Here is a 21594-nt window from a genome sequence, read left to right on the forward strand (position 1 = left end):
AGAAACAAAATAATCCATAGAGTTTTTGCAGTAATAAAAAACCAAACCTTTTATGAAAAAGATTTGGTTTTATCATAGAAATCGAAATGACAAACTTTACGCTTACAAATTGCTTAAATCTTTGCGAACCTTGCGAAAAAACCTTGCGCTCTTTGCGGTTAAAAAAGACTCCCCTGCAAAAACTCAGGTTCTGGATTACTTCCAAAAGGAAAAGCATCAATCACAAAAAACTGTTTTACTTTGGGATCAAATTCCCTTAAAACAATTTCATTGCATTCAAATTGAAGATCAATTGTGGTAAAAAGTTCAGAAGCAATTTTCAGATTTTCGGGAGTTAATCTTCGTCCGATTGATAGGTGCGGGTTGTCGCTTTTTTTGAGTTTTAAAAACTTCAAAGTTTCATGAATCTTTTTCATAATCGGAACAAGATTTTTTTCTGAATCTTCATTTACACCAATAAAAAAAGCGCCAGCATTCGGAAAAGAATCAAAGTGATTTAAAGACACTTCAAAAGGCGTAAAAGTATCCGAAACTTTTGAAAGCTTCTGCTTGATAGAATCGAATTGAGACTCGTCAATTATAAACTCACAAATCGTAATATGGGCTTCAGAATTGCAGCTGTTGTACCAATCGATTTTGCTTTTCAAAAAGTCTTTCAATTTTTTAACAGGCTCGACTAATCCTTTAGAATAAAATACAACTGAATATGTTTTTTCCATAGCTGAAAAATGTTTTTACAATTTTAAAATCGGAATTATGATTTTACTGTCAGAATACCATTTTATTTGTAAAGGTTCTTTAGCGTCAGCAATAGTTTCGTCGCTCACATTTTTACCTGTACCGTAATTAATTTCCCAATTCGGATTTTTGTTGGCTCCTAATACAATTACAATTGAGCTTCCCTTTTCTAATTCTTTAGAAATTATAAAAGTTTGCTCAATGTCAATTGTTTCTATTTTATTAGGAGTCAATAACTGTCTTTTGGTTCTATCTTTTGCAAAACTGGCTCTTTGCAAATTATTGGTTAAAGCAAAATATTGACCTTTGGCTGTTTTTTCGTAAAGCTGTATTTCTACATCAATATCTTTTTTGTTGGTGCTTATTTTTAACGACGTTTTTAAGGAACCGCTAATTATAGTTGCATTTTCAAGAGGATCACTTTCAAAAACCAACAGATGTTTTTCTGGTTTAAAAATCGAATCTATAACTTTAGGAAAACCATTTACGTAGTCATCATTGTAGATGTTAATTTCAGATCGATCTGTTAAATCAACCGTTTGGTTAATAGAAACAGCCTTTTTAGGAGCTGTTTTTTGTAAGGAGTATTTCGAATTGCTGCCACTTAAATAAAAAGTTAGGTTATCATTGTGCATTTGGTCTAACGAAGCAACACTTTTCCATTCATTTTTGCCCATAATTTCAAAGTTTACTTTATCCTTCAAAATTTCAGGACGTTTTGCACCTTTCAAAATATGGTCAAACCATTGAAAGATAATAGCATTAATCGGAATATTTGCCGCCTCATCGATTGTGTAGCCTCCTAATTCTTTTCGAGGAGTGCCTTGCGAACCGCCATGATCATATGGCCCGATTATAAGATAATAATTGTCGCTTTTATTATATTTTTGGTACTGATTGTAGTAATACATCGCTCCAAGCTGATCGTCATCATAATAGCCAGTTGTGCTTAAAATAGGAATATTAATATTCGCAAATGCTTCTTTTTGAGGCGTCATATTTTGCCAGTAACTATCATAAGCAGGATGATCCAGCCATCTTTGAAACAAAGGAGAAGCATTGCCTTCAATTTTGTCTAAGGAACGGAAACTCGCTCCGGTTTTATAATATTGCGTAAAAACTTCGTCCCATTTTTTGCTGTTCAAAAAGCTATTGAGATCTGTTAATTTAGTATTGGTAACCAGATGAATCCATTTTAAGGCATAGCTCATAAAAATTCCATTTTGCATCGGAAAATCGATTCCGGCACCAACAGAAACTAACGGTACAATTGTCTTTAAAGCAGGATGTACTTTTTTTACAGCGCTCCATTGGCTAAAACCTAAATAACTGCCGCCGTATAATCCGATTTTACCATTGCACCACTGCTGTTTGCTAACCCAGTCCAAAATATGATACGCATCGTCGCCATCGTGTTCATAAGGTTCTATTGGATCATTGCTTAAACGTTTGCCTCGTGTATTGGCAACAAAACCCACATAGCCCATATTCGCAATTTCTTTGCAGTCACTAACTTCATTTCCTGCATAGATATTATATTTCATTACCACGGGCTGTGGTTCAGATACATTTTTAAGTCTAACCATCGTAGCAGAAATTGTACTTCCGTTGGGCAATGTAATAATGATATCGCGGTCTATTATATAAGTATCGGCTTCGATTTTTGCAATTATTTTATGAGCAAGTGAAAGCGTTTTGCTTAAAATCAAATAGCGAGAATATTGTCGGCACAATTGCGCAGCATTTTCTACACTAATGCTGTCATTATCTTGAACCGCTTTAAGCTGGGTTTCAAAATCGTTTTTAATGTCAGATAGTTTTAATTCATAATACCCTTCGGCCCAACTTTTTCCGTCTACATTTAAAGTATTGTATAATTTGTAGAACTCGGTTGTAAAGGTTTTTTCAAAATCAGCCTTTGTTTTAGGTTCTTTTGAGGCTGTTTTTGCATACGTTTTGTAAACAAATCCTAGAGGTCTGTTGGCAATACTGTCACCTAAAATTTCCTGCGAATAGGTCACAAAAGTTTCATGCATTCCTTTAAAATCTCCTGCAACAGATTGTATTCTGGCATAATTGTCTAAATAGGAAGCCCTGCTTGGATTTTTATAAAGAGGAAGTACTTTTTTGGCAAGAAGCGGTATGCTTTTGCTAAGAGACAGACTGTCTTTGTAATTGCTTTTTTCGAAATAGATTTTTTGTGAAGTTCCTATTTGAAAGGAAAAACAAATTAATAAAAGAATGATGCTTTTTTTCATCTTAAGAAACTTACTTTTTGAGGTATTGGTTTAAATTTGTGTTCTCAAAAATAGCATAAATTTCTTATAATCAATAAGTGGATTTTTATTATATTTAGAAAAGAAAAGCGTATGCTAAAGCTTTCCTTTTAGATGCAATCGATGAAGAATTTCAGATTTTAATAAACCGCTTCCGCCTCCAAAATGCTCAATGACTTCAACATCTGGCTGATGTTTTAAACAGAAAGAAGTAAATTCTTTTTCGACATGATCCTCTATTGCAGAACTCAAAAGAACAATATCAATGATATTATTCTGAAAGTATTCTTGTGCTTCTTTTTCATTATTAAAAGCTACTGCGTTCCAATTTTCATCTGCATTAACGAGACGAAGTAGAATAGCCAAAATAGCTTCATTTTTTCCTAGTAATAAAAATTGCAGTTGTTTCATTTTTTTGAGGTTCTAAGATTCTAATTATCTAATTAAAAGAATTACATGCAAATGTAGCGAGGGTTTGGGAAAAAGAGACTTAATCTAGGACAAGAAATATTTTTTTTTGGCTTTTTTCGTCCTTTTTATGTATGAATTTGATATTTTATTATGCTAAAATTTAGTTAAAGTATATTTTGGCAATATTTTGCAGTACAATCACTTAAGGTTTTTAATTGTAAATAATATTGTTAATTTTTTCATGCAATGAGGAAAACCGTAAGGTATTCTCTTTTAAGGGCTCTACTTTTGGCATGTTGAAATTTAAAAACAAATGCTGTTTTTTACCTTTTTTAGAATGCCATTTTTTAGATTTTAACTAATTCATGTTTTTTGGAGAAACATTTTTTTTGAATTAAATTTTGACATATTCATTTGATCGTGGGTACTTGTATAAAAAGTTTAGATTATACATTAATGTCTTATTTTAAGGGTTTTAAGAGGAAGTCGACGGACTGAATTTTAAAACCCTTTTTTAGCATATAAATGAAAAAGCGAGAAACCAAAACTGAAGGATATCGGTATTGATTTTAAATTTTTGGGGAGAAAATCCGTAATAGTTTTTGAACGCGGCCGAGAAATGAGAAACGTCTTTATATCCGCATTTATACGCCGCTTCGCTTACCGTAAAGGCTTTGGCTTGAAATAATTCTTTGGCATGCTCCATTCTAAGTTTGATGATATAGCTTTTGACAGTTGTTCCAAAACAAGCTTTAAAGCCTTTTTTTAATTTGAATTCGTTTAGCGAAATAAGCCTTGAAAGTTCAGGAAGAGTAGGTGTGTTGCGATAATCGTTTTCTAGTATTTTTTTTGCTTCTAAAAGTTTGCTGTAATCTTCTTCGTTGATATTTTCTGCTGGTAAAGGTTTGATAATTAATGTTTCGAGCTGATGAATAAGCAACTCTTTAATTTTGCTTTCGATGTAAATTCTTTTTAAAAGACCTTCTCTTGTGCAATTTTTTATCTCCGAAGTTACCCACTGGATTGCTGGTGTAAACGGAAGATATTTTGAGATTAAATAACCGGATTGCTTCTGAAGAATTTTTTTTGAAAATTTTTCATGCAGCTGCCAATCTTCGTTAATGATGTTATAATAAAACTCTTTAGAAAGAATAATCGAAAGATAGTTTACATTTTTGTGAGCCGGAATTTTAAATGATCCTTTAAAATTATTGGTGTAAAATATATTGTGTGTATTTTCTTTAGAATACTTTTCACTTTCCAATTGATCAATATGAGTTTCTATGTTACTGCTATAAATAAAATTCATAACAATCGATTCTTCGTCAATTTCAAAAAGAATAGTTTTAGAATTGGAGAAATACAATTGCGTATCCAATAGGACTAATCCGTCGGTGATGAAATGGCGACTAATTATTTTTTCCGAATGGTCATTTTCAATATGAACATTTTCTTCGGTTAAAATACTTTTCGGATAATATTTATCTCCAATTTGAATTTTAATGATGGGCGTTTGAGAAGTTAGAAGAGTGGCTTTGATTTTCAAAATATAATCCGTTTTTACAAAATAATAATCCGTTTTTCCCTATCTTTTTTGGAGACGTTGATGGTACTTTTGCAGCAAAGTTATTTATAATTAGTCTAATTAAAGATATGTCAGCTCAAAAATTTTTATTTGCCAGTTTATTTTTTCTAACCACGTTCTTATCATTTTCCCAGCAAAATCAGGGTTTCACAGTGTCTGGAAAAGTTGTTGAAAATTCTGGAGAAACAATTCCGTTTGCAACAGTTATAATCGAGAAAACAGGTTTAAGTGTTATTTCAGATGAAAATGGAAACTATATTTTAAAAAATGTACCATCAGGAAAACATACATTAAAAATCTCCGCAATGGGATTTGCAGTTCAGAAAAAACAGATTGAAGTTTCAGGCAATTTGGATGTTTCAATTAAAATGGAAGGCGAATTGCAAGAGTTAGAAAGTGTAACCGTGTTAGGAAGATCTCAAACGGATAAAGTAAATAAACAATCCTATAGTGTAACTGCCATTGATGCTAGAAAACTACACAACTCAACTTTAGATTTATCGCATGCTTTGGACCGTGTTTCTGGGGTGCGTAACCGTGAAGCGGGCGGAGTAGGTTCTAGATCGGAGCTTTCTATAAATGGATTCTCAGGAAATCAAATTAAAGTTTTTATTGACGGAGTTCCGATGGATAATTTTGGTTCTTCTTTTCAAATGAATAATATTCCGATCAATCTTGCCGATCGCGTAGAGGTCTACAAAGGGGTTGTGCCAATTTGGTTAGGAGGAGATGCTTTGGGTGGAGCAATAAATATTGTAACCAATAGTAAACCAAGAACTTTTGTAGATGCTTCTTATTCATTCGGTTCTTTTAATACGCATCGTTCAAGCATCAATGCGGGTTATACAGCAAAAAGCGGTTTTACAACAGAAATTAATGCTTTTCAAAACTATTCAGATAATAATTATTGGGTAAATGTAGATGTAGCCGATTTAAATACGGGTGCTTATTTCCCAAATCAGAGAGTGAGACGTTTTCACGATAAATATCGCAACGAAACCGTAATTGTAAATGTTGGGGTAACGGGTAAAAAATATGCTGATAAATTAATGATTGGTTTTACTGGAGGAGAAAATCAAGCAGATATTCAGACTGGTGCAAGAATGGTAAGTGTTTTTGGAAAGATTTACAGAAAAGGAAGCATTGTAATGCCTACTTTAAAATATCAGGTAAAAGATTTGTTTACTAAAGGCCTTAATGTAAATGTAACAGGTAATTACAATTTTGGATACGAACAGAATATTGATACTGTTTTTAGAAGATACAATTGGTTTGGCGATTACAAACAATATGAAGGAGCAGGAGGAGAAAGAAGCCGAACGCTTCGTAAGTTCTATAACAACAATGGTATTGCAACTGCCAACGCGACTTACACGCTTAATGATAGACACTCTTTTATGGTCAATAATACGTTTAATACGTTCGATCGTAAAGAAAGTGATGAGTTGGTTCCTGAATCATTGGTTTATAAACAGCCTAAAAAAACGCAGAAAAATGTTTTAGGTTTAGGGTATAAATTGGATTACAATGATAAGTGGAGTACTTCTGTGTTTCTAAAAGATTATTCATTAAAAACTACTTATTCTAGAAGTTACAATCCTTCAGGAGCTACAGGAGATATTGCTTATCAGAAATATGTAGACCATACTTCTACAACGGGTTATGGAGCGGCTACGAGTTATTATTTAAAACGTAATCTGCAGATTAAAGCCTCTTATGAAAAGACGTATAGATTGCCAACTCCAGAGGAAATCTTTGGTAATGTTAATGATAATTTAGAAGGAAATCTTGCTTTGAAACCTGAATCGAGCAACAATTATAATGTAGGAGCAAGTTATCAGACGAGTTTTAGCGAAAAGAATGCTTTATCATTTGATGTAAATCTTTTGCATAGAAATGCAGTAGACTTTATTCGTCCGACATTGAATAATAACCAAACCATGACAACCAATGTCAATCAAGGAAAAGTGACGAATTACGGTATCGATGGTGAGGTTAGATATTCATACGCGAATCGTTTTACGGCTGGTTTCAATGCTACATACCAGAATATTAGAAACAAAACAATGTACGAGCCTAATCAGAACTATGTGTCTCCTTTCTATAATGACAGAATTCCGAATATGCCTTATTTATTTGGTAATGCAGATGCGACAATGTTTTTTAATAATGTCTGGAAAAAAGGAAACAATCTTTCTGTTGGTTACAACTTGCTTTATGTGCATACGTACTATTTGTCTTGGCCAAGTATGGGAAGCAAAGACAGCAAACTGGAAATTCCGCAGCAGTTTAGCCATGATTTGAATGCCGTTTATACGATGGCAAACGGAAAATACAATATTGCTTTTGAATGCAAAAACCTTTTAGATAATAAGCTTTACGATAATTTCTCCTTACAAAAACCAAGTAGAGCTTTTTACATCAAGTTGAGATATTACTTCAGTAAATCAAATAATTAAATTTAATACAAACACCATAATACAATGAAAAAAAGTACAACATTAGCTTTATTATCAGCTGTTTTAGCTTTTACAGCATTTTCTTGCAGCAGTGATTCTGATAAATCAGGAGGTGAAACTGGCGGAGGAAACGATACAGGAAAAACGAAATATATTATTACTGCAACAACTGGTGCAGCAGGAATTGCAGATTATTTATTAACTGCAGACGATGTTTCTGCTGGAGTTATCACGACTACAGGAAACGGATTGGAGCAAGACGGAACATATCGTTATTACATTACAGCACAAAACAATTTCTTTAGTTTGCTTTACGGACAAGGAAACCCAGGAGCTGTTACCACTTATAACTTAAATTCTGAAGGGAAACTAGTTAAGAAATCTGATTTTCAAGCAGAAACGGTACACGTATTTGCTGCTGTAAACCAAGATATTTTAACGATTAAAGTTCCAAGAAGTGGTGCTTCTATTGCTTCTATGTACAAAATTGATGCTACAAAATCGCTTATTACTGGTGAAGCACAACAAGACACTAAAGTATTGGCTAAAAACGGAGAAAGAGCTTTCTTTACTTGGGCAACTCAAGTTGGAGATAAAGTGTACATGCCTTATATGAGTATTAAAGGAGACGGTGTAGACAACTTTGGAACTGCAAATCCAGATAGTACTTGGGTTGCTGTTTACAACTACCCAGAATTGAAGTTAGAAAAAGTAATCAAAGATAACCGTACAAGTTATTTGGGAGCTTATTTCACAAACGGATTATTCCAAGATGAAAATGGAGATGCTTACGGTTTCTCTGGTGCAATTGCAACTAGCAATGCTGTAATGACTTCTACAAAACCGTCTGCGGTTGTGAGAATCAAAAAAGGAACTACAGAGTTTGATAAAACGTACTTCTTTAATGTTCAAGAAAAATCTGGAGGATATAAAATTTCTTCTACAAGCTACATTTCAAAAGGTAAATTCTTATTGTTAATGTACGGAAATGTTGGAAAAAACAACGGTGCAGTTAAAATGGCAATTGCAGATGTTTACAACCAAACATTTACTTGGGTAACAGGTGCTCCAGAAACATTAACTTCTGTAACTAGCCGTTACAATATTACTTCAGAAGATGGAAGCTCTGCAATTGTAGGTATCAATACTCCTGACGGAAACTGGATTTACTCAATCAACGGTACAACTGCTGTTGCAATAAAAGGTATGAAAGTGGAAGGCGGACAAATTACTGCAATCCAAAAATTAAAATACTAATATTTTTTTGCCGTAAGTCCTTATTTTATGAGGACTTGCGGTTTTTTTATTTATCCTATTTATCTATCCAATTATGTTTTCTTCTTCAAAACCAAATAATAAGAAAAAAAGTAAAAAGTCGCTTTTTAAGCGCATCATGGCTTGGCTGCATTTGTGGCTCGGTTTAGCATCTGGAATTATTGTAGTTATTGTCAGTCTTACCGGCTGTATTTATGTTTTCGAAAATGAAATAAAAGATTTTATTGAAGACTGGCGTTTTGTAAAACCTCAGAAGGAAGCATTTTTGCTGCCATCGCAATTGGTTTCGATTGCAGATAAAAAAATGAAAGATAAAAAAGCTACCAGTGTAACTTTTGGTGCAAAAGATGAAGCTGCGATTGTAGGTTATTTTGTAGAGAAAAAAGAAGAAGGTGAAAGAGGAGGTCGTGGTGAAAAAGGAGAACAAAAAAGAGGAGAGAGAAAAAAAGAGCTAGCCCAAAATAAAGAAAAGGCAAAATCTGAACTGAAACCTCAAGGAAAACCTGGCGAAAAAGGAAAAGGAAAGGAAAAGAAGGGTAAAGGAGGAAGAAGACAAGGAACTTTTATAAGCGTTTATATGAATCCGTATACGGGTGAAGTATTAAATGTGAAGACTTTTTCTAGAGGAGATTCACCAGATTTTTTCAGATGGATTTTAAACGGACACCGCGCACTATGGCTTCCTTATGATATTGGAAGACCGATTGTTGGAGTTGCGGTTTTAATTTTCGTGGTATTATTAATTTCGGGAATCGTTTTATGGTGGCCAACCAAATGGATTAAATCCATTATAGATAAAAGTTTTAAAATTAAATGGGATGCCAGCTTTAAACGTGTTAATTATGACATGCATAATGTATTTGGTTTTTACAGCTGTATCTTCCTGTTTTTTATTGCCGTAACAGGCTTAGTATGGAGTTTTGGATGGTGGAGTAAATCTTTGTATTGGGTAACTTCTGGAGGAAAACCGCTGACTGAAAACCGCGAATCTCCAAAATCTGATACAACCAATGTAAAAGAGTTCAATATCACAACAGCTGATAAAGTTTTATTGAATTTAAGAAAAGAAAATCCTCAGGCAGCCGGAATTATGATTAGTATTCCAGGAAAACCTGCAGATCCGATTGGTGCTTTTGTTTACAAACAGAAACACACTTTTTATAACATGGATCGTTATAGTTTTGATCAGCAAAGCTTGAAGGAAATTTCGATTAAAACTCCTTTTTCAGGAAAGTATATCGAAGCCAATATTCCAGACAAAATCCGACGTATGAATTACGATATTCACGTAGGAAGCGTTCTTGGACTTACGGGTAAAATTATTGCATTTTTGGCCAGTTTAATTTCTGCCAGCTTACCCATTACAGGATTTATTATCTGGTGGGGAAAACAGAAATTTGGCAAAAAGAAACCTGCCGCAAAACCAAAAGTGGCAAGTAAAGCAATTCCCGCTCCTAAATTGAAAAATCCAGCAGAACAAGAAATTACTGCTTAAACATATTAAATCGGTTTTTATAATTCCTTTTTTGTTTTTTTTTTTGATAAAAGGCAAAACTTGTAAAAGTTTTGCCTTTCTGTTTTTTAATTATATCCGTTTGCTTTGAGCCATTCAGCACAATCTCTAGTCCAGAATTTGTTTGTATCACTTATGCCTAATCCAAATCCGTGACCGCCTTTTTCATAGATATGCAACTCTGCTGAAACGCCATTTTTCTTTAAAGCCAAATAGTAATTAATACTGTTTTCTGGTATAACAACTGTATCATCTGTAGCATGAATTAAGAAAGTGGGAGGCGTTTGAGAAGTCACTTTCTTTTCGTTCGAAAAAGAATCTATTAGCTCTTTTGAAGGATTTTCTCCTAGCAAATTGGTTTGAGAACCTTTGTGCGTAATTTCATTTTCCATAGAAATCACAGGATAAATCAGCAGTGAAAAATCAGGGCGTGCGCTTACTTTATAAGCAGATTCATAAACTTTATCATCATAATGAGTTGATGCCGTTGAAGCCAAATGTCCTCCAGCAGAAAAACCTAAAATTCCAACCTTATTAGGATCAATATTCCATTTTGCCGCATTTTGTCTTACGTAGCGAATGGCTTCCTGAGCATCTTGCAAAGGTCCAACGTTTTTGTTCTTCATTGTTAAATCAGTCGGCATTCTATATTTTAAGACAAATGCCGTAATCCCTAAGCTATTAAACCATTCAGCGACTTTTGTGCCTTCTTTATCAAAAGCCAAATGCGTGTAGCCGCCACCCGGACAAATTACAACAGCAGTCTGATTTGGTTTTGTTGCTTTAGGAATAAAAATGCTCAAAGTAGGAACAGAGACTTGACTTGTGCTTTGTAATTTTCCGTCTTTTAATTCTGGTTTCTCTTTATAATTGGTTGCTTTTACTTCATCTGGAATTTTATCCCATAACGAGATTACTTGATTTTGTGCATTCATAGAAAATAGCCCCGAAAAAAGAAGAAAACTCAATGTAATTCCTCTTGAAAATTGTGTTCTTGTAGTTTTCAATTTTGTTTATAATTATTTGGTTTGTAATACTATACGTTTTTTGCTTAAAAAATTGCAACCGATAGTCTTAATGAAGTGAAATTTACAAAAAGATACTTTCATAATTGTAAATTTCAGGACAATTTTACCCCTTAAAAAGGATGAATTTCACCCGTTCACTTTTAACAAATATATTGTTTAATGTGTAATTTTGTATTCTTTTTTTTATGTATTATGTTTATTTTAGAAGCTAAAATAATTTTTTATACAATATTATTTGGATTGTACAGATTAAAAACTATATTTGTGCAATCGATTACATTAATTTTCTTTGAAGGTGTTAATTTATTGATTTTAATATTTTTAGAAAGCAGTAAATATAGTCTTTTAAGATGACCAAAAATTACAAAACTATAATACCCACTTACTATGAATCAAACCGAAACTGTTGCAGTAAAACAAAGCATTAAATCTACAGGAAAATACCGTTGGAGTATTTGTGCATTGCTGTTTTTTGCGACTACCATCAATTACTTGGATAGGCAAGTACTCTCGTTAACATGGAGCGATTTTATCGCGCCAGAATTCCACTGGACCAATAACGACTACGGAAATATTACCGCTTTGTTTTCTATTTTTTACGCAGTATCCTTATTGTTTGCAGGAAGATTTGTAGATTGGTTAGATACTAAAAAAGGATTTCTTTGGGCAATCGGAATTTGGTCTGTAGGAGCTTGTCTTCACGCTTTTTGCGGTATTGCAACTTCAGGAATTATTACAGGAGAATGGTTTGTAGGGTTTCACGGTTCAAAAGAAATAATCAGCACAATAAGCGATACAGCATTGGTAATCAATGTAAGTGTGGCTTTATTTATTTTTGCTCGTTTCGTTTTAGCAGTTGGAGAAGCAGGTAACTTTCCTGCGGCTATTAAAACAACAGCAGAATATTTTCCTAAAAAAGATAGAGCTTTTGCAACTAGTATTTTCAATGCTGGGGCAACAGTTGGAGCTTTGGCGGCGCCCATTACAATTCCGTTTATTGCAAAATCTTTCGGTTGGGAAATGTCTTTCATTATCATTGGAGCTTTAGGATTTGTTTGGATGGGATTCTGGATGTTTATGTACGATAAACCTGAGAAACATACTAAAGTTACGCCAGAAGAATTGGCTTATATTCAGCAAGATGACATTGCCGACAGTAAATTAGTTGGTTATGTACCAGAAACGACTTCAAAAGTTTCTTTAATGGAATGTTTTAAATACAAACAAACGTGGGCTTTTGCATTTGGTAAATTCATGACAGACGGTGTTTGGTGGTTCTTCTTGTTCTGGACACCAGCGTATTTAAGTTCTGTTTACGGAATGGATTCTACAGAAGCTGCATTACCATTATTTGTGCTTTACATGATTACATTATTGTCTATTATTGGAGGTTGGCTTCCAACTTATTTCGTAGAGAAAAAAGGAATGAATCCGTACGAAGGAAGAATGAGAGCGATGCTAATTTTTGCATTTTTTCCATTGTTAGCTTTAATCGCACAGCCATTAGGATATATTAGTTACTGGGTTCCTGTAATTATCATCGGAATTGCAGGTGCGGCTCACCAATCTTGGTCGGCAAATATTTTTACAACAGTAGGAGATATGTTTCCTAAAAAAGCCATTGCAACCATTACCGGAATTGGAGGTTTAGCAGGTGGTGTGGGCTCAACATTAATTAATAAAGGATCTGGAGTATTATTTGATTATGCAAAAGATACCAATATGGCCTTTATGGGATTCAAAGGGATTGAGGCTGGATATTTCATCATTTTCTCCATTTGTGCTGTTTGCTACTTAACGGGTTGGATTGTAATGAAATCATTGGTTCCTAAATATAGCCCAATCACTAATTTATAAAGAAAAATGAACAGAATTGAAATATTTTTTTCGTTTCAATTATGCTATTTAAATATAAAAATATAATTTTGTGCAATCGATTACATTAAATTAAAATTATGACAAAATATAGTTCAAGATACGCGTCAAGCCCTGAAGCAGTAAAAAAGTATGATACACAGCAATTGAGAGAAGAATTCTTAATTGATGACTTAATGCAGGAAGATGAAGTTGTATTGGTTTATTCACACTACGACAGATACATTGCAGGTTCTGCAGTTCCTGTAAAAGGCGATTTAGCTTTAGAAACTATTGATCCGCTTAAAGCTCCTTATTTTTTAGAAAGAAGAGAATTAGGAATCATCAATGTTGGAGGAAGCGGTTCGGTTGTGGTAGAAGGAACAACTTATGAGTTAGGTTTTAAAGATGCTTTGTACATCGGAGCTGGAAATAAAGAGGTGGTTTTTAAAAGTGATGACAAAAATAATCCTGCTAAATTCTATTTAAACTCTGCGCCGGCACATACCATTTATCCTACTAAGAAAGTAAGTTTAGCTGAAGCTAATAAACTGCAATTAGGAACAATGGAAACGGCAAATCACCGTACCGTAAACCAAATGATTATTGGAAGCGTGGTAACCACTTGCCAATTGCAAATGGGAATGACAGAATTGAAACCAGGAAGTGTTTGGAATACAATGCCAGCACACGTTCATGATCGTAGAATGGAGGTTTATTTCTATTTGGATATTCCAGAAAATCAAGCCGTTTGTCACTTTATGGGACAGCCACAGGAAACAAGACATATCTGGATGAACAATCATCAGGCAGTAATTTCTCCGCCTTGGTCTATTCACTCAGGTTCAGGAACTAGTAATTACACTTTTATCTGGGGAATGGCGGGTGAGAACTTAGATTACGGAGATATGGATGTTTGTAAAATCACTGATTTAAGATAAGAGAATGACAAATTTATTTGATATAAAAGGAAAAGTTGCCTTGATCACGGGAAGTACACACGGACTGGGAATGGCAATGGCAAAAGGATTAGGTGAAGCAGGAGCAACAATTGTGGTTAATGGAAATTCTTCTCAAGAAAAAATTGACAATGCTGTAGCAGAATTAAAAAGTGAAGGTATCAATGCAGTGGGTTACAAATTTAATGTAACCGAAGAGCAAGAAGTTAAAGCAGCTGTTGCGAAAATTGAAAGCGAAGTTGGACCAATCGATATTTTAATCAATAATGCAGGAATTATTAAAAGAATTCCGCTATTGGATATGGAAGTATCAGATTTCAGAGAAGTGGTAGATATTGATCTTGTAAGTCCGTTTATCGTTTCTAAACATGTTGCAAAAGGAATGATTGAAAGAAGACAAGGGAAAATCATCAACATTTGTTCTATGATGAGCGAGTTGGGTAGAAATACCGTTTCTGCTTACGCTGCTGCAAAAGGAGGCTTGAAAATGCTAACTAAAAACATGGCAACAGAATGGGCTAAGTACAATGTTCAAATCAACGGAATTGGTCCTGGATATTTTGCTACAGAACAAACAAAACCGATTAGAGTTGACGGACACCCTTTTAATGATTTTATCATTAGCAGAACGCCGGCAGCTAAATGGGGAGATCCAAGCGACTTGGCTGGAGCAGCGATATTTTTATCATCAAAAGCGAGTGATTTTGTAAACGGTCACATTTTATATGTTGATGGAGGAATCCTTGCAACAATCGGAAAACCTTCAAACGAAGAATAATTTTCAAATTATATTTTAAAAGACATGAGCCAGAAATTCATACACGATAATTTTTTATTAGAAAATAAATATGCTGAAGAGTTGTACCACAATTACTCTAAAAATCAGCCTATTATTGACTATCATAATCACTTAAATCCACAGTTTATTGCTGAAGATAAAATCTTTGATAATATCACGCAAGTTTGGATTAACGGTGACCACTACAAATGGCGTGCAATGCGTACATTGGGAATCAACGAGCAGTTTGTAACTGGAAATGGATCTGATAAAGATAAGTTCTTAAACTGGGGAAAAACGGTTCCGTATACTATGCGTAACCCATTGTATCACTGGACACATTTAGAATTGGCTCGTTATTTTGATATTTATGATTTGTTGGATGAGAAATCGGCTGAGAAAATCTATATCGAAACTTCAGAAAAAATAAATTCTCAAGCTTACAGCACACAAAACCTTCTTAAAAAAGTAAATGCTGAATTAGTTTGTACAACAGAAGATCCAATTGATTCGTTAGAATTTCACCAAAAATTCGCCAACAATTCAACTGGAATCAAGATGAGTACGGCTTTCAGACCTGATAAAGCCATCTTAATTGCTAATGATGGATATAATGCATATCTGGACACATTAGGGGATGTGTCCGGAGTTGCAATTAACACTTATGCTGATTTACTTTCTGCATTAAGAAAAAGAATTGAATTCTTTAATGCAAACGGATGTAAATTGAGCGATCACGGATTGAATCAAATTGATTTTGAGAATTTTACGGAAAGTGAAGTAAATGCTATTTTCAAAAAGAAAAGAGAAAATGGCCAATTGTCTCCAGAAGAAGTTTTGAAATTCCATAGTGCTATTTTGGTTTTCTTATCAGAAACTTATCATGAGTTTGGATGGGTGCAACAATTTCACTTAGGAGCGTTGCGTAACAATAACGCACGTATGCATAGAATTTTGGGTCCAGATACAGGATGGGATTCTATTGGAGATTATCCGCAAGCGCAAAAATTATCAGCTTTCTTAAACGCTTTAGACAGTAAAGATAAATTGACTAAAACGATTATTTATAACCTGAATCCTGCTGATAACGAAGTTATAGCAACGATGATTGGAAACTTTAACGACGGAAGCGTTCGCGGAAAAGTACAATTTGGTTCTGGATGGTGGTTTTTAGATCAGAAAGATGGAATGACAAAACAATTGAACGCACTTTCAAACATGGGCTTAATTAGCTGTTTTGTTGGAATGCTTACAGATTCAAGAAGTTTCTTATCGTTCCCAAGACACGAATATTTCAGACGTATCTTGTGTAACCTTTTGGGAGACGAAATCAAAAGAGGAGAGCTTCCAAATGATATGAAATGGATTGGAAAATTAGTTTCTGATATTTCATACAACAATGCTAAAGAATATTTTAAGTTTTAAATAAAGTCTAACCGCAAGGTTCGCAAAGATTTACGCAAGGCTCGCTAAGTTTTCTTAATCCTTATAATCTTTGAAATCTGTGGCAAAAAAAATATAGTATGAGTAGAGTAGTTGCATTTGGAGAAATCATGCTGCGTTTATCGACAGAAAGACATTTGCGTTTTTCGCAATCTACAGCATTTGGTGCTACGTATGGTGGCGGAGAATTCAATGTATGTGTTTCGTTGGCTAATTATGGTGTAAATGCTGAATTTGTTACCAGACTGCCTGAAAATGAAATTGGTTTTTCTGCATTAAAAGAAATCAGAAAGATGAATGTCGAGTCTAAAAACATTGTTTATGGAGGAGAGCGTTTAGGAATTTATTTCTTAGAAACTGGAGCAGGAACTCGCGGAAGTAATGTCGTTTACGATCGTGCTCACAGTGCCATGTCGACTATCCAAAAAGGAGAAGTTGATTGGGAAAAAGTTTTGGAAGGTGCAGAATGGTTTCACTGGAGCGGTATTACGCCAGCAATTTCAGAAAGTGCAGCAGAAGCTTGTTTAGAAGCGATTAAAGTCGCTCATAAAAAAGGAATTAAAATTTCATGCGATTTAAACTATAGGTCAAAACTTTGGCAATACGGAAAAACTCCGAGTGAGGTTATGCCAGAAATGCTAAAGTACAGCAATGTGATTTTAGGAGATATTGATACGGCTTATTTCATGTTAGGAATTCCTAAAGTGAATCCGAATTATCAGGATGAAAAATCACTTCCAGCGGTATATGATAAATTGTTTGAATTGATTCCGAGCTTAAAAATTGCCGCAACGACACTTCGTTATTCTGTTAGCGCTTCGCATCAAAGAATCGGCGGAATTTTATACGACGGAAAAGCAATTTATAGCGCAGCCGTAAAAGAAGTTACACCAGTTGTAGACCGTGTAGGAAGCGGTGATGCTTTTATGGGCGGATTAATTTATGGTTTATTAGAATATCAAAATAATAATCAAAGAGCATTAGATTTTGCAGTTGCCGCTTGTTGTTTAAAACATACAATTGCAGGAGATTATAACTTGGTTACTTTAAAAGAAGTTGAGAATATGATTGATGGTGATGGTTCTGCATTAGTATCAAGATAATTTTAAATAAAAATGGCAAAATATTCAAGAATAGAAGTAGCTCAGACCATGAAAGAGAACGGTATGGTTCCGTTGTTTTTTCATTCTGATATTGAGCTGAGTAAAAAAGTTTTAAAAGCATGTTACGATGGAGGTTCCAGATTAATGGAATTTACCAGCAGAGGCGATTTTGCTCACGAAGTTTTCGGAGTTTTGAACAAATATGCTTTGGCAGAACTACCAGGAATGATTCTAGGAGTTGGCTCTATTACAGATGCGGCTTCGGCTTCTTTATACATGAGTTTGGGAGCAAATTTTATTGTAACACCAGTTTTTAGAGAAGATATAGCTATAGCATGTAATCGCAGAAAAGTACTTTGGTCGCCAGGTTGCGGTACTTTGACAGAAATTGCTAGAGCAGAAGAATTAGGTTGTGAAATCGTAAAATTATTTCCAGCTGATACGTACGGGCCAGAATTCATAAAAGCAATAAAAGGCCCATGTCCGTGGACAAACATTATGCCTACAGGCGGTGTTTATCCAACAAAAGAAAGCTTGAGTTCATGGTTAAATGCGGGGGCAACCTGCGTTGGTTTGGGTTCTCAGTTAATTTCTAAAGACATACTTGACAATAAAGACTTCGACGGACTTACTGCAAAAGTGAAACAGGTTCTTGACATTATAAAAGATATTAGAAAATAAGATTAAGGGGTAATCATGCCAACTCCTTATTTTATAAGTTTTTTTTAGATTTTTAGAGATTGTAATTGAACATTACGCTTGAAAAATTTAGCTAGCCATTCCTCACAGCCGGCTTTATTTTACTCAATCGGGTGTAATGTTTCATTTACAATTTTAAAGGCAGAAATAATGAAATAGGGTTTATAAATGGTTATTTATAACGCATTAAAGAAAATTCAAAATGAAAAAATTAAATAGAGTAAATACAGGATTAGAAAAGTTACAGCCAATTAAAGTAGTTCAGTTTGGAGAAGGTAATTTTTTAAGAGCCTTTGTTGATTATGCTTTTGACAAATTAAATAAAGAAGTTGATTTTAATGCCGGTATTGCAGTAGTTCAGCCTTTGAAAGACGGTATGGTAAATATGATTAATGAGCAGGACGGTCTTTATACCTTGTTTATGAACGGAATTAAAAAGGGTGAAAAGATACAAGATATTGTGTTGATTAATAATATTGTAAAAACGATAAACCCATATACTGAATTTGCAAATTATTTGGCTTTAGCCAAAGAAGAAGAACTTCAGTTTATTGTTTCTAATACTACAGAAGCTGGAATTGAATTTATTGAAAGTGATACTCCAGACATGCAGCCGCCAGTGTCATTTCCTGCAAAATTGACGGTTTTATTACATGAAAGATTTAAGCATTTTAATGGAGATGCTTCTAAAGGAGTTACAATAATTCCGTGTGAATTAATTGATTATAACTCTGAGACGCTTAAAAAATATATTTTGCAGTATGTTGATTTATGGAAATTAGAGGATGCATTTAAAACTTGGGTATCAGATGCTTGTACATACCATAGCACTTTGGTTGACAGAATTGTCCCTGGATATCCAAGAGCTGAAATCGAAGAATACAATAATAAATTAGATTATGAGGACAATTTAATTGTTGCGGCTGAACCTTTTTTCCTTTGGGCTATTGAAGGTGGAGATGATCTAAAAGCAAAATTGCCTTTCCATAAAACAGATTTGAATGTAAAAATCGTTGATGATATACGTCCTTTTAAAATGATTAAAGTTCGTATTTTAAACGGTGCGCATACGGCAATGGTTCCTTTTTCACTTTTGCATGGTAATAAATTAGTAATGGAAACTGTTGACGGAGATTTTACTGGAAAATTTGTAAACAGCGTTATTAGTGAAATTAGTGAAACTCTTGATATGGACAAAAATGAAATTACGGCCTATTCTGAGGAAGTAATGGACCGATTTAAAAATCCATTTATCAAACATGCACTTGCTGATATTGCATTAAATTCTGTATCGAAATTCAAAGTAAGAGTTTTGCCTAGTTTATTAGGATATTATAATGCTAACAAAGAATTGCCTGTTAATTTGACTTTTTCATTAGCGAGCTTAATTCGTTTCTACAAAGGAACATGGAATGGTCAAAGTTTGCCGGTTAAAGATGGTGAAGATATTACAACATTCTTTAACGGACTTTGGAAATCTGACGATTACGAGAAAATTGCTCGTTTAACATTGCAAAACAAAGGTTTCTGGGATCAAGATTTAACTGAAATTCCAGGGTTGACAAAAGCAATTACAATTGCATTAGAAGAAATTGATTCAAACGGAATTGAAGCTGGTTTTGCTAAGTTTCAAGAAAGAATAAAATAAAAAAACACAACAAAACAAAAGAACAAAGGTTAATTATGGCAACGCAGAAAAAATTAATAAAAGTACACCCAACCGACAATGTTGCGGTTGCTTTGGTGGATCTTACTGCAGGCGAAGTGATTGATTTTGAAGGACAATCAATTACCGTAGAGTCTGATGTAAAAATGAAACATAAGATTGCAATGGTTCCTTTTAATGTAGGGGACAGAATCATTATGTATGGTGTTTTGGTTGGAAAAGCAAGCGCTAGAATCGAAAAAGGCGGTTTGCTTTCTACAGCAAACGTAAAACACGAAAGTGATAAAGTTACTGGTAAAACAGAAACGATTGGCTGGAACGCTCCAAATGTTGATAAATGGAAAGATAGAACGTGGCAGGGCTATCATAGAGAAGATGGACAGGTTGGAACAGAAAATGTATGGTTATTTTTTCCATTGGTTTTTTGTGAAAACAGAAACATCGAGATCTTAAAAGATATTTTTGAGAAAGAATTGATGAAACCAAAAGAGAACGATTATCAGTTATTGTTGCGTTCTTTAGTGAAATCAGAAACGGGTGGAGCAGGAAATCAAGAAGCTTCAAACGATGCTAATTTATTCAATAATATTGAAGTGAAATTCATCACGCACCAAGGTGGTTGCGGTGGTATTCGTCAGGATTCTCACAGTTTAGCGAAGCTTTTGGCTGGTTATGTAAATAATCCAAACGTGGCTGGAGCAACGGTTTTGAGTTTAGGATGCCAGAATCTTCAGATTTCAATTTTCAAAGAAGCTTTAGATGCGATTAATCCAAACAGTAAAAAGCCTGTTTTAATCTACGATCAGCAATCTATCGGAACAATTGAAACGATGTTGAGCAGTGTTGTAAAAGACACTTTTGAAGCAATTAAAAAAGCAAACGAAATTAAGAGAGAACCAGCTCCATTATCTAAATTAAGAATTGGTTTAGAGTGCGGTGGATCTGACGGATTCTCTGGAATTTCTGCAAACCCAACATTGGGAGTGTTATCGGATCATTTAGTTGCTTTAGGTGGAACTACAATTCTTTCTGAATTCCCTGAATTATGTGGAGTAGAACAAGAATTAGTAAATCGTTGTATAGATGATAAGGATGGAAAACGTTTCTTAGACTTAATGAAATGGTACGAAAAAACAGTTGTTGATGCAGGTTCAGGATTCGATATGAATCCTTCACCAGGTAACATCAAAGACGGTTTGATTACTGATGCTATGAAATCGGCTGGTGCCGCTAAAAAAGGTGGAACATCTCCAATTACAGGTGTTTACGATTATGGAGAATATATTAGCGAACCAGGTTTTACATTGTTATGTACGCCAGGAAATGACGTAGAATGTACAACGGCTATGGTTGGTTCTGGTGCAAATATGGTATTGTTTACAACAGGTTTAGGAACTCCAACAGGAAATCCGATTGCGCCAGTTGTAAAGATTTCATCAAATACACAATTGGCAAATAAAATGTCTGATATTATCGATATCGATACTGGAGGAATTATCACGGGTGAAAAATCAATTGACGAAATGGCTGACGAAATGCTTGAGTTTATTATTGATGTTGCCAGCGGTAACATTAAAACAAAAGCTGCTATTTTAAATCAGAACGATTTTATTCCTTGGAAAAGAGGGGTGTCGCTTTAGTTTTATTTTTAGGTGCTAAGGTTCTAAGGAGCAAAGTGACAAAGGTTTATATAGAAGACGTACGATATAGTGCGTCTTTTTTTTTGTGTTAGGTTTATCTGTAGAGACGCACTGTCGTGCATCTCTTGTTTTTTTATGAGAAAGCTCCGAAGGAGCGAAATATTTAT

At 34.3% G+C, this 21594-nt stretch carries 16 protein-coding genes; 11 read left to right on the forward strand and 5 right to left on the reverse strand.

Annotation, left to right across the window (positions count from 1 at the left end; all coding sequences use genetic code 11):
- Positions 1 to 158 precede the first annotated feature (158 nt).
- The 4 genes from SOM12_RS12960 to SOM12_RS12975 all read right to left on the reverse strand — a co-directional run bounded on the left by SOM12_RS12960 (position 159) and on the right by SOM12_RS12975 (position 4971).
- On the reverse strand, positions 159 to 719 hold the full coding sequence (locus SOM12_RS12960) for a 2'-5' RNA ligase family protein (protein ID WP_320493722.1): 561 nt from the start codon (positions 717 to 719) through the stop codon (positions 159 to 161).
- A 15-nt stretch (positions 720 to 734) separates the two neighbouring features.
- Positions 735 to 2996, reverse strand: a complete 2262-nt coding sequence (locus SOM12_RS12965; RefSeq protein ID WP_320493723.1) for a CocE/NonD family hydrolase — start codon at positions 2994 to 2996, stop codon at positions 735 to 737.
- A gap of 114 nt (positions 2997 to 3110) precedes the next feature.
- Positions 3111 to 3425, reverse strand: a complete 315-nt coding sequence (locus SOM12_RS12970) for a hypothetical protein (RefSeq protein ID WP_320493724.1) — start codon at positions 3423 to 3425, stop codon at positions 3111 to 3113.
- 514 nt (positions 3426 to 3939) lie between these two features.
- A complete protein-coding gene (locus SOM12_RS12975) occupies positions 3940 to 4971 on the reverse strand; it encodes a helix-turn-helix transcriptional regulator (RefSeq protein WP_095930804.1) in 1032 nt (343 codons plus the stop codon).
- Positions 4972 to 5162: 191 nt separating this feature from the next.
- Between SOM12_RS12975 and SOM12_RS12980 the strand changes: the two genes are divergently transcribed.
- The 3 genes from SOM12_RS12980 to SOM12_RS12990 all read left to right on the forward strand — a co-directional run bounded on the left by SOM12_RS12980 (position 5163) and on the right by SOM12_RS12990 (position 10239).
- Positions 5163 to 7469 (forward strand): TonB-dependent receptor, encoded by a 2307-nt coding sequence (locus SOM12_RS12980; protein WP_320493725.1) that lies wholly within the window; start codon positions 5163 to 5165, stop codon positions 7467 to 7469.
- 24 nt (positions 7470 to 7493) lie between these two features.
- A complete protein-coding gene (locus SOM12_RS12985; RefSeq protein ID WP_320493726.1) occupies positions 7494 to 8726 on the forward strand; it encodes a DUF4374 domain-containing protein in 1233 nt (410 codons plus the stop codon).
- 136 nt (positions 8727 to 8862) lie between these two features.
- Positions 8863 to 10239 (forward strand): PepSY-associated TM helix domain-containing protein, encoded by a 1377-nt coding sequence (locus SOM12_RS12990; RefSeq protein ID WP_320493727.1) that lies wholly within the window; start codon positions 8863 to 8865, stop codon positions 10237 to 10239.
- A gap of 86 nt (positions 10240 to 10325) precedes the next feature.
- Here SOM12_RS12990 and SOM12_RS12995 read toward each other — a convergent pair whose 3' ends face one another.
- Entirely contained in the window at positions 10326 to 11264 is a 939-nt protein-coding gene (locus SOM12_RS12995; RefSeq protein WP_320493728.1) for an alpha/beta hydrolase, read from the reverse strand.
- A gap of 408 nt (positions 11265 to 11672) precedes the next feature.
- On the opposite strand from SOM12_RS12995, the gene SOM12_RS13000 reads away from it, so the two are divergent.
- The 8 genes from SOM12_RS13000 to SOM12_RS13035 all read left to right on the forward strand — a co-directional run bounded on the left by SOM12_RS13000 (position 11673) and on the right by SOM12_RS13035 (position 21427).
- On the forward strand, positions 11673 to 13142 hold the full coding sequence (locus SOM12_RS13000) for an MFS transporter (RefSeq protein WP_095930799.1): 1470 nt from the start codon (positions 11673 to 11675) through the stop codon (positions 13140 to 13142).
- Between the two features lie 98 nt (positions 13143 to 13240).
- Entirely contained in the window at positions 13241 to 14080 is an 840-nt protein-coding gene (gene kduI, locus SOM12_RS13005) for a 5-dehydro-4-deoxy-D-glucuronate isomerase (RefSeq protein WP_095930798.1), read from the forward strand.
- A gap of 4 nt (positions 14081 to 14084) precedes the next feature.
- Positions 14085 to 14876, forward strand: coding sequence for a gluconate 5-dehydrogenase (locus tag SOM12_RS13010; protein ID WP_095930797.1), 792 nt, complete (start codon positions 14085 to 14087; stop codon positions 14874 to 14876).
- A 24-nt stretch (positions 14877 to 14900) separates the two neighbouring features.
- Positions 14901 to 16301, forward strand: coding sequence for a glucuronate isomerase (gene uxaC, locus SOM12_RS13015; protein ID WP_320493729.1), 1401 nt, complete (start codon positions 14901 to 14903; stop codon positions 16299 to 16301).
- 98 nt (positions 16302 to 16399) lie between these two features.
- Positions 16400 to 17422 (forward strand): sugar kinase, encoded by a 1023-nt coding sequence (locus SOM12_RS13020; RefSeq protein ID WP_320493730.1) that lies wholly within the window; start codon positions 16400 to 16402, stop codon positions 17420 to 17422.
- A 12-nt stretch (positions 17423 to 17434) separates the two neighbouring features.
- Positions 17435 to 18103: a bifunctional 4-hydroxy-2-oxoglutarate aldolase/2-dehydro-3-deoxy-phosphogluconate aldolase gene (locus tag SOM12_RS13025; RefSeq protein WP_320493731.1), complete on the forward strand. Its 669-nt coding sequence runs from the start codon at positions 17435 to 17437 to the stop codon at positions 18101 to 18103.
- Between the two features lie 220 nt (positions 18104 to 18323).
- Positions 18324 to 19769 carry a tagaturonate reductase gene (locus tag SOM12_RS13030; RefSeq protein ID WP_320493732.1) on the forward strand — a complete coding sequence of 482 codons (1446 nt, stop codon included), beginning with the start codon at positions 18324 to 18326 and terminating at the stop codon, positions 19767 to 19769.
- A 35-nt stretch (positions 19770 to 19804) separates the two neighbouring features.
- Positions 19805 to 21427 (forward strand): UxaA family hydrolase, encoded by a 1623-nt coding sequence (locus tag SOM12_RS13035; RefSeq protein WP_111377120.1) that lies wholly within the window; start codon positions 19805 to 19807, stop codon positions 21425 to 21427.
- Positions 21428 to 21594 lie beyond the last annotated feature (167 nt).

Origin of the sequence: Flavobacterium sp. CFBP9031 (assembly GCF_034044945.1) — a bacterium.
Classification (GTDB): Bacteria; Bacteroidota; Bacteroidia; order Flavobacteriales; family Flavobacteriaceae; genus Flavobacterium.

What these genes read in the sequence shown, in the direction of transcription:
- SOM12_RS12960 (WP_320493722.1), bottom strand. Translation starts at nt 719, where the DNA reads ATGGAAAAAACATATTCAGTTGTATTTTATTCTAAAGGATTAGTCGAG.
- SOM12_RS12965 (WP_320493723.1), bottom strand. Translation starts at nt 2,996, where the DNA reads ATGAAAAAAAGCATCATTCTTTTATTAATTTGTTTTTCCTTTCAAATA.
- SOM12_RS12970 (WP_320493724.1), bottom strand. Translation starts at nt 3,425, where the DNA reads ATGAAACAACTGCAATTTTTATTACTAGGAAAAAATGAAGCTATTTTG.
- SOM12_RS12985 (WP_320493726.1), top strand. Translation starts at nt 7,494, where the DNA reads ATGAAAAAAAGTACAACATTAGCTTTATTATCAGCTGTTTTAGCTTTT.
- SOM12_RS12990 (WP_320493727.1), top strand. Translation starts at nt 8,863, where the DNA reads ATGGCTTGGCTGCATTTGTGGCTCGGTTTAGCATCTGGAATTATTGTA.
- SOM12_RS13000 (WP_095930799.1), top strand. Translation starts at nt 11,673, where the DNA reads ATGAATCAAACCGAAACTGTTGCAGTAAAACAAAGCATTAAATCTACA.
- kduI (WP_095930798.1), top strand. Translation starts at nt 13,241, where the DNA reads ATGACAAAATATAGTTCAAGATACGCGTCAAGCCCTGAAGCAGTAAAA.
- SOM12_RS13010 (WP_095930797.1), top strand. Translation starts at nt 14,085, where the DNA reads ATGACAAATTTATTTGATATAAAAGGAAAAGTTGCCTTGATCACGGGA.
- uxaC (WP_320493729.1), top strand. Translation starts at nt 14,901, where the DNA reads ATGAGCCAGAAATTCATACACGATAATTTTTTATTAGAAAATAAATAT.
- SOM12_RS13020 (WP_320493730.1), top strand. Translation starts at nt 16,400, where the DNA reads ATGAGTAGAGTAGTTGCATTTGGAGAAATCATGCTGCGTTTATCGACA.
- SOM12_RS13025 (WP_320493731.1), top strand. Translation starts at nt 17,435, where the DNA reads ATGGCAAAATATTCAAGAATAGAAGTAGCTCAGACCATGAAAGAGAAC.
- SOM12_RS13030 (WP_320493732.1), top strand. Translation starts at nt 18,324, where the DNA reads ATGAAAAAATTAAATAGAGTAAATACAGGATTAGAAAAGTTACAGCCA.
- SOM12_RS13035 (WP_111377120.1), top strand. Translation starts at nt 19,805, where the DNA reads ATGGCAACGCAGAAAAAATTAATAAAAGTACACCCAACCGACAATGTT.